Origin of the sequence: Neptunitalea chrysea (assembly GCF_027924145.1) — a bacterium.
Taxonomy (GTDB): Bacteria; Bacteroidota; Bacteroidia; order Flavobacteriales; family Flavobacteriaceae; genus Neptunitalea; species Neptunitalea chrysea.
Window position 1 is genome coordinate 178631 of sequence record NZ_BRVP01000003.1, and the last position, 15203, is coordinate 193833.

The following is a 15203-nucleotide window of genomic DNA, read 5'->3' on the forward strand; positions in this document are numbered from 1 at the left end:
ATGAGTAAGTATTATTTAAATTATTTAGATGAGTTAGAGTCTGAGGCTATTTACGTTCTTAGAGAGGTTTGGGCTCAGTTTCAAAATCCTGTAATTTTATTTTCAGGGGGTAAAGATTCTATCGTGGTAACACATTTGGCGAGAAAGGCTTTTTATCCTTCCAAAATTCCTTTTTCTTTAATGCATGTTGATACAGGACATAACTTTCCTGAAACTATTAAGTTTAGAGACGACTTAGTGAAAGAGCTTGGTGCTAATTTGTTGGTTGGTTCTGTTCAGGAGTCTATAGACCAGGGGAGAGTAGCGGAAGAGAAAGGGAAGAATGCTACCCGAAATGCGCTGCAGATTACAACGCTGTTAGATGCAATAGAGTCTCATAAAGTGGATTGTGCTATTGGTGGGGGAAGAAGAGATGAGGAAAAGGCAAGAGCTAAAGAGCGTTTCTTTTCACATAGAGATGAGTTTGGACAATGGGATCCAAAAAATCAACGTCCAGAATTATGGAATATATTTAATGGTAAATATTTTCAAGGAGAGCATTTTAGAGCATTTCCTATTAGTAACTGGACAGAGATGGATGTTTGGAATTATATAAGGAGAGAAAATATAGCTATACCTTCTCTGTATGTAGCACATGAGAGAGAGGTTGTTTGGAGAAGTGGAGCTTGGATACCAAATTCTGAGTTTTTGGTTCTTGAGCCTCATGAAGAAGTTGTTACTAAAAAAATTAGATTTAGGACTTTAGGAGATATTACAATTACTGGTGGTATTGAGTCTGATGCTGATACGTTGGATAAGATTGTTGATGAGGTTTCTACAATGCGTCAAACAGAACGTGGAAACAGAAGTGATGATAAGCGTTCAGAGTCAGCAATGGAAGATAGAAAGCGTCAAGGGTACTTCTAAACTAACAACTAATTAATAATTTAAAACTAGAGTTCATAAGCTATGATAGATAATAATCAATTACTTCGTTTTACAACTGCAGGTAGTGTTGATGATGGTAAAAGTACATTAATAGGAAGGTTGCTTTATGATTCAAAATCAATTTTTGAAGATCAATTAGAGTCAATTGAAAATACAAGTAAGCAAAAAGGACATGAAGGTGTAGATCTTGCTTTGTTTACAGATGGGTTGAGAGATGAGAGAGAGCAGGGGATAACCATAGATGTTGCGTATAGGTATTTTACAACGCCTAAGCGTAAATTTATTATTGCTGATACTCCTGGGCATATTCAGTATACTAGAAATATGGTTACAGGAGCTTCTACTGCTAATGCAGCTATTATTTTAGTGGATGCAAGACATGGGGTTATAGAGCAAACACGTCGCCATGCGTTTATTGCTTCATTACTTCAAATTCCTCATATTATTGTATGTATTAATAAAATGGATTTGGTTGACTTTAGTGAAGAAGCATATCAGAATGTGATTTCTCAGTTTGAGGATTTTTCTGCTAAATTGTTAGTGAAAGATGTTCGTTTTATTCCAATTAGTGCGTTATTAGGAGATAATGTTGTGAACAGGTCAGAAAATATGGCTTGGTATCAAGGAGCTCCTTTGCTTCATACATTGGAAACTATGCATATTAGTAGTGACTTAAATAAGGTTGATGCGCGTTTTCCTGTGCAAACAGTTTTAAGGCCTCAGAGAGAAGGGTATATTGATTATAGAGGATATGCAGGGCGTGTTGCTAGTGGTGTTTTTAGAGCAGGTGATGAAATAACTGTTTTACCTTCAGGATTTACTTCTAAAATTGCTTTCATAGATACTTATGGTGGAAAGGTTGAAGAGGCGTTTGCACCAATGTCGGTATCTATTACCTTAGAAGATGATATAGATATTAGTCGAGGAGATATGTTGGTGAGGTCTAATAATAAGACAGAGGTTTCTCAAGATGTAGAGGTGATGTTGTGTTGGTTAAATAATCAGCCGGCAAAAGATCGTGCTAAGTATACAATACGTCATACTTCAAATGATCAGAAAGCGATGATTAAAGAAGTTATTTATAAAATTGATATAAATACATTAGAGCGTAATAAAGATGACAAGCAGTTAGCTATGAATGATATCTGTAAAGTTAAATTACGTACTACAAAGCCGTTATGTGTAGATTCTTATAGAGATAACCGAGTAACAGGAAGTCTTATATTAGTTGATGATGCTACCAATGAAACGGTTGCGGCTGGTATGATTGTTTAATTTTTAAGTGTTAAGAATGCTAACATCGTTATTATTACAGGCTATTAAGGCAAGTATTGTTGCGGGAGAAAAAATTATGTATATCTATGATAATGAAGATTTTGAAGTAGATTTTAAATCAGATGATTCTCCTTTGACGAAAGCTGATATAGCATCGCATAAAGAAATTGTGAAAATTTTAGAGAATACTAATATTCCTGTTTTGTCAGAAGAGGGTAAAAGTATTCCTTATGAAGATAGAAAGGGTTGGGATCAATTATGGATTGTAGACCCGATTGATGGTACAAAAGAGTTTATAAAGAGAAATGGTGAGTTTACTGTTAATATTGCTTTGATAGAAAAGCAGAAGCCTGTTCTTGGTGTTATTTATGTGCCTGCGCTTAAAGAGTTGTACTTTTCTACTGTAGAAATGGGAGCTTATAAGTGCTATGATGTAGAATCTTTTGATAAAGAAGAGCTTACAGAATGGGTGGAGTCAAGTGTTAAACTTCCTGTTAACTCTGGTAGAACTGTATATACGGTAGTAGCTAGCAGATCTCATTTGTCTTTTGAAACAGAAGAATTTATTGATGGATTGAAAAAGCAATACGGTTCGATTCAATCAATATCTAAAGGGAGTTCATTAAAACTATGTATGGTGGCTGAAGGTCAAGCGGACTGTTATCCTAGGTTTGCGCCAACAATGGAGTGGGATACAGCTGCAGGACAGGCAATTTGTGAGCATGCAGGGTTTAAAGTAATGGACTATAAGACTAAAGAGCCAATGTTATACAATAGGGAAAATTTATTGAATAACTGGTTTTTAGTTAACTAATAATGATTAATCTTAATTTAATAAGATGGTAAATAAAATCTGTTGTATAGGAGCAGGCTATGTAGGGGGGCCTACAATGGCTGTTATTGCGCAAAAATGTCCCGATATAAAAGTTACCGTTGTAGATATAAATGAACAGCGTATTGCTGCATGGAATGATGAAGATGTAACTAAGATACCAGTATATGAACCAGGGCTTGATGCTGTAGTTGCAGAGGCTAGGGGAAGAAATTTGTTTTTTTCTACAGAAGTTGATAAAGCTATAGATGAGGCAGATATGATTTTTATATCTGTAAATACACCAACCAAAACGTATGGTGTAGGTAAGGGTATGGCTGCTGATTTGAAGTATATAGAATTATGTGCCCGTCAAATAGCAAGAGTGGCTACGTCTGATAAAATAGTAGTAGAAAAATCTACGTTACCTGTAAGAACTGCTAGTGCTTTAAAAGATATCTTAGATAATACAGGAAACGGAGTGAAGTTTGATATTCTATCGAATCCTGAGTTTTTGGCTGAGGGTACAGCAGTAGAAGATTTACATAGCCCAGATAGGGTTTTAATAGGAGGTGATGAGTCTACAGAAGAAGGGGCGGCAGCTCTTAAGGCTTTGGTAGATGTTTATGCACATTGGGTGCCTAGAGAATGTATTTTAACTACTAATGTATGGTCTTCTGAATTGTCAAAGTTAACAGCAAATGCAGTGTTGGCTCAGCGTGTTTCTTCTATTAATTCGTTATCTGAATTATGTGAGGTTACTGAGGCAGATGTGAATGAGGTTGCTAGAGCTATTGGAATGGACTCAAGAATTGGGTCAAAATTTTTAAAAGCGTCAGTTGGTTTTGGAGGGTCTTGTTTTCAAAAAGATATCCTGAACTTGGTTTATATAGCCAAATCTTATGGTTTAAATGAAGTTGCTGATTATTGGGAGCAGGTGATTATTATGAATGATCATCAGAAAGGAAGATTTGCAAGAAATATCATTTCTACATTATATAATACCGTTTCAGGTAAAAAGATTGCCTTTTTAGGTTGGGCATTTAAGAAAGATACTAATGATACGAGAGAATCTGCAGCAATATATGTGGCGGATATTTTGTTGTCTGAACAGGCTAAAGTTTCTGTATATGATCCTAAAGTAGAAGAATATCAAGTGTATTCTGATGTGGATTATTTAGGAACAAGAAGTTCAGAGGAGAATACAGAGAATTTAACTGTGTTTAATGATCCGTATGAAGCTTGTAAAGGTGCGCATGCTATAGCAGTTTTGACAGAGTGGGATGAATTTAAGAGCTATGATTGGCAAAAGATTTATGATGGGATGTTAAAACCTGCTTTTGTTTTTGACGGAAGAAGATTATTAGATGAAAAACAATTGAAATCTATAGGGTTTCAATATCAGACAATTGGAAGGTAATTTTAAGCTTTAAGAGAGGCCTCTGTAGGCTACTTGCTTTATAGGCGGAAAGATTGGAAGTTATTATTCAGTTAGAGATTTGTGTCTATGCTACAAGGTATTATCGTTTTGAAGTAAATTACTTTTGAAATATTTTTTAGAAAGTTGATAAAATTTAAAAAATGAAAATTTTAGTTACCGGAGCTGCTGGATTTATTGGGTTTCATTTGTCAAAAAAGCTTCTTGAAAAAGGGCATGATGTAATTGGTTTAGATAATATAAACGATTATTATGATGTTAATCTAAAGTATGCGAGATTAAATGAGCTTGGCGTTTCAAAAGAAGATGCAGAGAAATGGAGTGTTAAAGCTGAATCAGAGGTCTATCAGTCTAAATTTTATTTTGTTAGAATGAATTTAGAGGATAGGGAAAACCTGCCTCAGTTATTCAAAGATGAAGAGTTTGATGTAGTTTGCAATCTAGGTGCTCAAGCAGGAGTTAGGTATAGTATAGAAAATCCGGAAACATATATAGATAGCAATGTTGTTGGTTTTTTGAATATCCTTGAAGGATGTAGACATAATAAAGTAAAACACTTGTTATATGCAAGTAGTTCTAGTGTGTATGGAGAAAGTAAAGAAGAGATTTTTTCTGTTACAGATACTGTAGATCATCCTATTAGTTTATATGCTGCAACCAAAAAGAGTAACGAATTAATGGCGTTTACGTATAGTCATTTATACGGATTTGCTACCACAGGACTTCGATTTTTTACCGTTTATGGTCCGTGGGGAAGGCCAGATATGGCATTGTTTTTATTTACTAAAGCAATTACAGAGAATAGGTCTATAAAGGTGTTTAATAATGGAGATATGAGTAGAGATTTTACTTATATTGATGATATTATTAACGGGATAGAAATAGTACTTGATAACCCTCCTGTAGGTAATGTACCTTATCGTTTAACAAATATTGGAAACGGAGAACCAGAATCTTTATTAGATTTTATTAATGCTATAGAGGGTTCTTTGAGAATGGAAGGAAAGAAGGAGTTTTTACCTATGCAACCTGGAGACGTACCTAGAACATCTGCAGATACTAGTGAACTTGAAAAGTTAGGCTATAAAAGTAGTACAGGTATAAAAACGGGAGTTAAGCATTTTATAGATTGGTATAAAGAATTTTATAAAGTTTAAGTATATAAACAGCTAACTAATTAATTGAAATCAAATGAAAGGTATTGTATTAGCCGGAGGTTCTGGAACTCGACTTTATCCTATAACAAAAGGTACATCTAAACAACTATTAGCGATATATGATAAGCCAATGGTTTATTACCCGATATCGGTATTAATGCTGTCTGGTATTAAAGAGATTTTAGTGATTTCTACTCCTCATGATTTACCTAATTTTAAGAAATTATTAGGCGACGGTTCTGATATAGGTTTGGAAATTTCATATGCTGAACAACCTAGTCCTGATGGTTTAGCACAGGCCTTTATTATTGGAGAAGAATTTATTGGTGATGATGATGTATGCTTAGTCTTGGGAGATAACATTTTTTATGGGCATGGCTTAACAGAATTATTAAATAACTCTGTTAGAAATGTTGAAGAAGAAGGGAAAGCAACTATTTTTGGTTATTATGTTAACGATCCGGAAAGATATGGGGTTGCCGAGTTTGATGATGAAGGTAACGTGTTAACGTTAGAAGAAAAGCCAAAAGAGCCTAAAAGTAATTATGCTGTTGTAGGACTTTATTTTTATCCAAATTCTGTTATCGAAGTAGCCAAGTTAATTAAACCTAGTGATAGAGGAGAGCTTGAAATTACTTCTGTAAATCAGGTTTATTTAGATCAATCAAATGTAAAAGTTGAATTAATGGGAAGAGGATATGCGTGGTTAGATACTGGCACGCATGAATCTATGATGGAAGCTTCTAATTACATTCATACAATAGAAAAAAGACAAGGATTGAAAGTGGCATGTTTAGAAGAAATAGCATTTGATAATGGCTACATTAGTAAAGAAGAGCTATTAAAACTTGCAGAGCCACTTAAAAAGAATGAATACGGAAAATACCTGATAAATAAAGCAAACAGAACCAAAAAAATATGAAATTTACAAGAACATCAATTCCTGATGTAGTTATTTGTGAACCTAAAGTCTTTGGGGATCACAGAGGATATTTTTCAGAAACCTTTAGGGAAGATTTACTTTTTGATTTTTTAGGATTTAAAATCAAATTTTGTCAAGATAATGAATCGATGTCATCAAAAGGGGTGCTTAGAGGATTACATTATCAGTTAGCGCCATTTGCGCAAACTAAATTAGTTAGAGCAATGCAAGGGGCTGTTTTAGATGTAGCTGTAGATATACGTAAAGGTTCTCCAACATTTGGTAAGCATGTAGCTGTTGAGTTGTCTGCAGAAAATAAGAGACAATTATTGGTGCCTAGAGGTTTTGCTCATGGTTTTGTAGTTTTAAGTGATACGGCCATTTTTGCTTACAAAGTAGATAACTATTATAGCCCAGAGAATGACAGGGGGCTTTTATTTAATGACCCTACTTTAGGTATTGACTGGATGCTAGAAAAAGATATTTTTCAACTTTCAGATAAAGATACAAAACAACCTCTATTAGAGAACGCAGATTTATTTGATTATAACCAATCACTTTATGAGTAATACTATTTTAGTAACTGGAGGAGCCGGGCAATTGGGTTCTGAAATACGGGTGTTAAGTAAAGAGTTGTCAGATACTTTTTATTTCACAGATAGAAATGAATTAGATATTACTGATAGAGATGCCGTATTTAATTTTTTTAAAGACAATGCTATAGATGTTGTTCTTAATTGCGCAGCGTATACAGCTGTAGATAAAGCAGAAACCGAAAAAGAAAATGCTGATGCTGTAAATCATATAGCTGTTAAAATTTTGGCAGAGGCTGCCAAAATGTACAATGCGAAGTTGTTACATGTTTCTACAGATTATGTTTTTAACGGAGAGGGATTTAAGCCATACGGGAGTAATGATAAAGTATCACCTGTTAATGAATATGGATCTACTAAATTAAGAGGTGAAGAAGCTATTAAAGAAGTAAGTCCTAAGAATTCGGTGATTATTAGAACATCATGGGTGTATTCATCTTTTGGTAATAATTTTGTTAAAACAATGTTGCGTCTTGGGGCAGAAAAAGATTCGCTAAATGTGATAAGTGATCAGGTAGGGAGTCCAACATATGCGAGAGATTTAGCTGAAGCGATGTTAAAAATATATCCTTTGTTAACTAACGAGGAAGTTATGGTGTATCAGTATACAAATGAAGGAGTTTGTAGTTGGTATGATTTTGCAGATGCTATTATGGAAATAGAAAATTTAGATTGTGAGGTTCATCCAATTCCAACTGAACAGTATCCTACTCCTGCCAAGAGACCTCATTATTCTGTTATGAATAAAACGGAGATCAAGAATGATTTTAATATAAGTATTCCGCATTGGAGAAATTCATTAAAATCTTGTTTATCAATTTTAACTCATTAATAATATATTATTTTGAAAGCAATACTAGTAACTGGATGTGCCGGATTTATAGGTTCAAATTTTGTGCCTTATTTTATAGAGAAATATTCTGATTATACAATTGTAAATTTAGATTTATTGACCTATGCAGGAGATTTAGCTAATCTTACAGAGGTAGAAGATAATAGTCGCTACCATTTTGTAAAAGGAGATATTCGTGACCGAGCACTAGTGGAAAAATTATTTAATGAGTTTGATTTTAAAGGTGTTATACATTTTGCTGCAGAATCACATGTTGATAACTCAATCAAAAATCCAGGTGTTTTTGTAGAAACAAATGTAAACGGAACTTTTGTTTTGTTAGATGTAGCGTTTAAACATTGGATGGAAAAACCAAATGTTTATAAAGAAGGATATTCGGATTGCAGATTCCACCATATATCAACAGATGAAGTTTATGGAACTTTAGGAGAAACAGGACTTTTTATGGAGACAACACCATATGCCCCTAATTCACCTTACAGTGCTAGTAAAGCATCTTCAGATATGTTGGTAAGAAGTTATCATCATACATATGGTATGAATACAGTTATTACTAACTGTTCAAATAATTATGGTCCAAAACAGCACGATGAAAAGTTAATACCAACAGTAATACGTAAGGCACTTAATGGAGAAGAAATTCCTATTTATGGAGATGGAAAAAATATAAGAGATTGGTTATATGTTTTAGACCATTGTACAGGAATTGATTTAGTGTATCATACAGGACGTTTTGGTGAGGTTTATAATGTAGGAGGAAGAAATGAGCGTAATAACAATTATATAGCAAGGACTATATGTGAGTTGTTGGATGAAATGAAACCAAAGGTAGAGGGATCGTATAAAGATCAGATAACTTATGTTGAAGATCGTGCAGGGCATGATCGTAGATATGCTATTGATGCTACAAAATTAGAAACAGAACTTGGATGGAAAGCTGCCGAAAATTTTGAAAGTGGTATTAAGAAAACGATCCAATGGTATTTAAATAAATATTAAGTTTATTCTTTATTAATGAAATTAATTAATAATATATACTCTAAACTATCACTTTCAACTAATAAGAAGAAAGTTGTAAAAAATATTTATTGGGCTGTTTTAGGTAAAGTTGTCAATATTGTTAGTGGTCTTTTAGTTGGTATTTTTATAGCAAGGTATCTTGGACCCGATCAATATGGTATTATGAATTATGTAGTCAGTTTTGTGACATTATTTAATGTATTGGCTACGTTTGGTTTTGATAATATAGAAATTAGAGAATTATCAAGGAAAGAATTTTCTGTTGAAAAGATTTTAGGTACAGCAATAGTCTTAAGGCTTTTTTTTGCAACAACTACTTTTTTATTGGTGGTAATAACTGCCAGTATATTTGAGACTGATAGTTTTACTTTTTGGATGATAATAATATATGCGTTATCACTTATATTCCAAACATTAAATATAATTAGAAATTATTTCACTTCTATTGTATTAAATGAATATGTTGTTAAGTCAGAGATAGCTAGAACTGTTTTTGGAGGTGTGATTAAGGTGATATTATTACTGCTTCATGCTCCTTTAAAGTATTTTATTATAGCACTTACGTTTGACTTTTTTATAATTTGTTTGGGGTATATTATATCTTACAAGAAGAAAAAAGGGAGTTTTCATGAATGGTCATTTGATAAAAAATTAGCTTTTTATCAAATTAAGGAGTCGTTTCCTTTATTGTTTTCAGGAGCAGCCATAATCATATATCAAAAGATTGATCAAGTTATGATTAAAAACATGATTGACGAGTCATCAGTAGGACAATATGCTGTGGGAGCAAAACTAGCAGAGTTTCTAATGTTCATTCCTATGGTTATTTCTCAGACCATTTCACCTTTGTTAGTAAGGGCAAGAGAGAGGAGTCAGGAGGAGTATGAGAAAAAGCGTCAGAGTTTTTTGGATATAATTTTCTGGTCAACTTTTGTTTTTAGCTTAATACTTTCTTTGTTAGCAAAACCAGTAATTCTAATGTTGTATGGAAGTGCTTATGCAGATGCAATACCTGTTTTACAAATAATGTCATGGAAAGCCGTTTTTTCAGCTATGTTTTCAAGCTCAGGGCAGATAATTATTATTCAGAGAATTCAAAAACTTGCTGTTTTTCGTAATTTAATTGGATGTGCTTTCAGTGTACTAATGAATCTTTTTTTAATTCCAATTTATGGAATATTAGGTTCTGCTGCTATTTCAATAATAACTTTATTTTTGACAGGATTCCTATCGCATTTAATTATTAAACCCTATAGAGAAATATTTTTTGTTCAATCTAATTCTATTTTTTCTGGTTTTTTTAGAATTAAAAATTTAATGTTTCAAACCCTTAAAAAGTTAAAATAAAATGCTTGAGAAAGTTTTACAAAACAACATGTGTGCAGGTTGTGGTTTATGTGAAAGTGCTTTTGGTTCTGACAAGTTAAAAGTAGAAATGAACGAAGAAGGCTTTTTTAGACCAAACTTGACTCAAAATTTAACTACAGAAGAGACAGAAGCATTTTTAAAGTTTTGTCCGGGAACTACAGTGAAGAAAGAAATTTTACCTACGCCAAATTATGATGGTATATGGGGAGAAATTTATTCTTCATATATAGGAGCCTCTTCAGATGAAAAAATTAGGAGTGAAGCTTCATCAGGAGGAGGGATCTCAACTATATTAGTGTACCTTTTAGAGAAAAAAATTGTAGATGCAGTAATACATGTAGGAGCAAGTTCTGAAGACCCTTTTATGAATATTGTTAAGCTAAGTACAACAAAAGAGCAAGTTGTTAGTAATGCTAATTCACGATATTCTCCATCGGCACCACTAAAAAATATAAATGAAATAGTAGAAAATTTAGATTTCAATTCTTATGCTTTCGTTGGTAAACCATGTGATGTAGCTGCACTTAGACAGTATTCAGAAATTAACCCCGTAGTTAAAGAGAAAGTTAAATACATGATTTCCTTCTTTTGTGCAGGCGTACCTAGTATCAAGGCTACTAAGGATACAGTAGAAGCACTAGCTGTAGATCCTAATGAGGTTAAAAAGGTAGATTATAGAAAAGAGGGATGGCCTGGGTTTTTTAGAGTAATAGATAAAAAAGACAGGAAATATAAGTTGACGTATGCATTAACTTGGATGCGTTTACTAGGTCCAAGAGTACAGTTCAGATGTAAAGTATGTCCAGATGGTATTGGTCATTTTTCCGATATTGTTTGTGCAGATGGATGGGATAATTTTGATAATAAAGGATTTCCAACATTTAAAAATTCCCCAGGAAAGAGTCTTATCATAAGTAGAACGCTTAAAGGAGAAGAGTTACTTCAAGATGCCATTAGTGATGATTATCTTTTAAAGTTAAATGAAATTAAAGATATCAGGTTGATTGATAAAATGCAGCCAGGTCAAATGTATAAGAAACAGTATCACCTTGTTAGAAGGGTAGCTTTGTTTTTAAAAACACGTCATATTTTAAAAACAAACAAAGAGTTTTATCTTACGGCAACTTTTACTAAAGGGCCTATGGCTCAGCTGAAGAATTTTATTGGAACTTTTAAAAGGATCAAGAAAGCTTAATATATTTTTATCGAAATACTTGTTAGTGCAAGTTTTAATACAAAACCATAATGAAGAAAACTATTTTTATTTCAGGACTATCCTTGATAACGAATAACAGAGGTACCCAAGCATTAGGGTATGGGTCACTTTCCTTTTTAAAGGAAAAACATGGTATTGGAGAGGATGTTCAGATAATTACTCCAGATGTTTATAAAAATCCGCTAAAGCAATGGAAAAATAGAATTAGAAAAGAGACCATAGAGTTAAATGGAGATGTCTTTAATATCTTATATAGAAAATATTGGCTTTATGATATTAAGTTTACAAATTTTATTTATAGATATTTAGGTATAATTATTGGTTTTACTCCATTTTCTAAAGCCGTTAAAAGAATGTTGTTTACTGCTGCCATTTGCGGTGGAGATGGGTTTGCAGATATATATTCAGATAAAACAATGAGATATCATGTTAGATGGATTTTAGAGGCTAAGAAGTATAATAAAAATTATATTTTTCTCCCTCAAACCTTGGGGCCATTTAATAAAAAATATAATTATGAGTATGCCGCTAAATTACTTTCCGAAGCAAAACAAGTGTATGTTAGAGATACTGCTTTTGTAGAAGATCTTAATAAGATTGGAGTAAAGTATGAAATATGTGATGATTTATCATATTATATGCATGCAATGCCTTGGGATATTAATGTAGAGCCAAATGCTGTCGGAATTAATATTAGCGGTTTGTGTTATTACAATGCATTCGAAAATTTAGCTGGTAGATTTGAAAACTATAAATTATTTCTACATGAAATAGTTAAATATTATCAAAGTATTTCTACTCCCGTGTATTTGGTAGCTCATTCATTTAATTATTACTCACCTGAAGTTAATGCAGATGATTTACAGGCTTCAAGAGATTTTTATAATGAGCTAGTTAATAAGGAGAACGTGATTTTAATAGATAAAGATTTAAAGTCACCTGAGATTAAATATATAATTTCTAAGACTTCTTTTTTTATAGGGTCTCGTATGCATTCATGTTTTGCTTCTATTTATACAAAGACTCCAGTATTTGGTTTAGGTTATAGTTATAAGTATGAGCATAATTTTAAAAGATATGGATTAGAGGATAGTTATATTTCTGTTGTAGATTTGAAAAAAGAAGATATTCCTTCTGTGATAGAAAAAATTAAAGATATCCAAGCTAAAAAGTTGGTTGGGCATATAAAGAAGTAAAAGATAACTTTATTTTAAAGAAGAAATTTTAGTTTATGTTAGGGAGTATATTTTCAGTTTATTTATCAATCACAGCTTTGTTGTGTTTTGTGAAAATACGATGGGGTATTGCGATGTTTCTACTCTACGTTATACTTGTGCCTTACATAAGCTTTTTTTCTTTTGGACAAAACTTATTTTCATTAATCGTTTTTGTTTCAGTATTTTTCAAATATAACATTAAGAGTATCATAATAAAGCCGCTTTATCCATTTATTCTCTTGTATGTTGTTCAACTTTTTATGATTCCATTTCATGACAAGGTTCCTTATGGCTTCCAGTTTAATATTTGGAGGTCACAGTTTATGACAATTTTGTTATTGCCTTTTGCTGCTATAAATGTTTTAGATAAAGATCCTAAGGCATTACGTTTATTTACTAGGGTCCTTATAATAGCAATTGCCGTGGCTATTGGATATTCATTTTTTTTGACGAAAATGAGAGGGTTTAATCCGTACATTATGGCAATTTTTTCAATGAGTGGACGAGAATTTGACCAAGAGTACTTTATGGCAGAAGGAGGAGGAAGAGTTTTTGGTCGTATTAGTGGTGTTTTTGATCATCCTATGACCAATGGGTTATTCTTATCGTTTTCTTTACTATTTTTAATGACCAAAGTTAACTTTAATAAGTTGTTCAAAAATAAGCTTTTGATCTTTTTTATACTTGTAAATTTTATTTGTATAGTGATAATCGGGGTTAGATCAGCAATTGTTGGTTTGGGATTTGGATTAGTCATGTTCTTATTAAAAGAACGAAAATTTAATGTGATGTTTGCAGGATTATTTGGGTTAGTTTTAGTATTAATTATATTATCGCAGATACCAGGTATGGAAGATTTTACAAAATCTATTGTAGATCCAGAATCTTCAAATGTAAAAGGATCATCACTTGATATGAGAACAGTCCAGTTTGAAGGATGCATTGATGAAATCCAAAATAATTTTTTATTTGGTAACGGTTTTGCGTGGACTAGTTATTATAGGCTAAATTTTGGCACGCACCCCACAATGCTTGCTTTTGAAAGTTTAATTATAATGGTGCTGTGTAATAGTGGATTTATCGGTTTAGTTTTGTGGGGCGTTATGATTTTTAAGTATTTAAAACTTGTTAATAGAAAGATTCGTTTGGCTTCTCATAAAAGTGTTTTATATGCATTTATGGCTAGTTATATTGGATATTCAACTATAACCGGTGAATACGGATATTTAAAGTATTTTTTAATTTTCTATTCACTTATATACATGCAAAATATTAAAAATATTAGTAAGATATAAAAAAAGTAAACTATGAGTACAAAAGCTAGGGTAATAGCATTTTATCTTCCTCAATTTCATCCCATTCCTGAAAATGATAAGTTTTGGGGAAAAGGATTTACAGAGTGGACTAATGTTGGTAAAGCTAAACCTTTATTTAAAGGGCATTACCAGCCTCGTGTACCGGCAGATTTAGGGTATTATGATTTGAGAATGCCCGAAGCTAGAGAGGCACAAGCAGAAATGGCTAAGGAAGCAGGTGTTGAAGGTTTTATGTATTGGCATTATTGGTTTGGTAATGGTAAGCGCTTGTTAGAAAAACCATTTAATGAGGTTTTGGCTTCAGGGAAGCCAGATTTTCCTTTTTGTTTAGGTTGGGCTAATCATTCGTGGTCTACACATTCTTGGAATAGCGAAACACAATGGCAGAAAGATCAAAATATTGTTGAACAACTGTATCCTGGTAAGGAAGATTATATTAATCATTTTAATACAGTATTACCGGCGTTTAAAGATAAGCGATATATAACTGTAGATGATAAGCCTTTGTTTTTAATCTATGCGGCTAAAGATATACCTGATCCAAAAGAATTTATTGATTTATGGAGAGAGTTAGCTTTAAAAAATGGATTGAAAGGAATTCATTTTGTAGCCATGCATGGAGGTTGGATGAATGATATTCAGGAATATTATGATTGGGGTTTTGATGCTGTTAACTCTAGAGCTTTATGGCACGCAGAAGCAAAAGCCAAAGGTAAATACCAAAAACTTGTAGAGCATAAGTTGCGTAAGAAATTTGGAGGGGTAACATTAGATAAATATGATTATGAAAAGGTGATGAAACATTATTTTACAGAATTTGATAAAAAAGATAATGTTTATCCTACAGTAATTCCTCAATGGGATAGATCTGCTAGATCTGGAAGGCGAGCTGTTATTTATCATGGGAGTACTCCAGAGTTATTTAAAAAACATTTGGAAGAAGGGCTTGAAATAATTAAAGATAAGCCTGAAGAAAATAAAATATTATTTCTTAAATCTTGGAATGAATGGGCAGAAGGAAATTATATGGAACCTGATCTAAAGTTTGGGCATGGTTATCTAGATGCTTTAAAATCATGTGTTAAATAGA

14 protein-coding genes are annotated in these 15203 nt (G+C 32.6%); all 14 read left to right on the plus strand.

Annotation, left to right across the window (positions count from 1 at the left end; translation table 11 throughout):
* The 14 genes from cysD to NBRC110019_RS02975 all read left to right on the plus strand — a co-directional run bounded on the left by cysD (nt 1) and on the right by NBRC110019_RS02975 (nt 15202).
* The gene (cysD, locus tag NBRC110019_RS02910; RefSeq protein WP_281752172.1) at nt 1-906 is read left to right on the plus strand and encodes a sulfate adenylyltransferase subunit CysD; all 906 of its coding nucleotides are present in this window, start codon (nt 1-3) and stop codon (nt 904-906) included.
* Nucleotides 907-948: 42 nt separating this feature from the next.
* Nucleotides 949-2202 (plus strand): sulfate adenylyltransferase subunit 1, encoded by a 1254-nt coding sequence (locus NBRC110019_RS02915; protein WP_281752174.1) that lies wholly within the window; start codon nt 949-951, stop codon nt 2200-2202.
* 16 nt (nt 2203-2218) lie between these two features.
* Complete coding sequence (cysQ, locus tag NBRC110019_RS02920) at nt 2219-3016, plus strand: 3'(2'),5'-bisphosphate nucleotidase CysQ (RefSeq protein WP_281752176.1); 798 nt, start codon at nt 2219-2221, stop codon at nt 3014-3016.
* 25 nt (nt 3017-3041) lie between these two features.
* Nucleotides 3042-4433 (plus strand): UDP-glucose 6-dehydrogenase, encoded by a 1392-nt coding sequence (locus NBRC110019_RS02925; protein WP_281752178.1) that lies wholly within the window; start codon nt 3042-3044, stop codon nt 4431-4433.
* Nucleotides 4434-4594: 161 nt separating this feature from the next.
* Nucleotides 4595-5608, plus strand: a complete 1014-nt coding sequence (locus NBRC110019_RS02930) for an NAD-dependent epimerase (RefSeq protein WP_281752180.1) — start codon at nt 4595-4597, stop codon at nt 5606-5608.
* A 34-nt stretch (nt 5609-5642) separates the two neighbouring features.
* Complete coding sequence (rfbA, locus tag NBRC110019_RS02935; protein ID WP_281752183.1) at nt 5643-6530, plus strand: glucose-1-phosphate thymidylyltransferase RfbA; 888 nt, start codon at nt 5643-5645, stop codon at nt 6528-6530.
* On the plus strand, nt 6527-7099 hold the full coding sequence (gene rfbC, locus NBRC110019_RS02940; protein ID WP_281752185.1) for a dTDP-4-dehydrorhamnose 3,5-epimerase: 573 nt from the start codon (nt 6527-6529) through the stop codon (nt 7097-7099). The genes rfbA and rfbC overlap by 4 nt, the downstream gene beginning before the upstream one ends.
* Nucleotides 7092-7955 carry a dTDP-4-dehydrorhamnose reductase gene (rfbD, locus tag NBRC110019_RS02945; RefSeq protein WP_281752187.1) on the plus strand — a complete coding sequence of 288 codons (864 nt, stop codon included), beginning with the start codon at nt 7092-7094 and terminating at the stop codon, nt 7953-7955. Before rfbC ends, rfbD begins: the two co-directional genes overlap by 8 nt.
* A gap of 12 nt (nt 7956-7967) precedes the next feature.
* Nucleotides 7968-8975: a dTDP-glucose 4,6-dehydratase gene (gene rfbB, locus NBRC110019_RS02950; protein ID WP_281752190.1), complete on the plus strand. Its 1008-nt coding sequence runs from the start codon at nt 7968-7970 to the stop codon at nt 8973-8975.
* Nucleotides 8976-8990: 15 nt separating this feature from the next.
* Entirely contained in the window at nt 8991-10343 is a 1353-nt protein-coding gene (locus NBRC110019_RS02955; RefSeq protein ID WP_281752192.1) for a flippase, read from the plus strand.
* 1 nt (nt 10344) lies between these two features.
* Nucleotides 10345-11559: a Coenzyme F420 hydrogenase/dehydrogenase, beta subunit C-terminal domain gene (locus tag NBRC110019_RS02960; protein WP_281752194.1), complete on the plus strand. Its 1215-nt coding sequence runs from the start codon at nt 10345-10347 to the stop codon at nt 11557-11559.
* A 50-nt stretch (nt 11560-11609) separates the two neighbouring features.
* Complete coding sequence (locus NBRC110019_RS02965; RefSeq protein WP_281752197.1) at nt 11610-12776, plus strand: polysaccharide pyruvyl transferase family protein; 1167 nt, start codon at nt 11610-11612, stop codon at nt 12774-12776.
* Nucleotides 12777-13057: 281 nt separating this feature from the next.
* On the plus strand, nt 13058-14092 hold the full coding sequence (locus NBRC110019_RS02970; RefSeq protein ID WP_281752200.1) for an O-antigen ligase family protein: 1035 nt from the start codon (nt 13058-13060) through the stop codon (nt 14090-14092).
* Between the two features lie 12 nt (nt 14093-14104).
* The gene (locus tag NBRC110019_RS02975; protein WP_281752203.1) at nt 14105-15202 is read left to right on the plus strand and encodes a glycosyltransferase WbsX family protein; all 1098 of its coding nucleotides are present in this window, start codon (nt 14105-14107) and stop codon (nt 15200-15202) included.
* The last annotated feature ends 1 nt before the right edge of the window (nt 15203 follow it).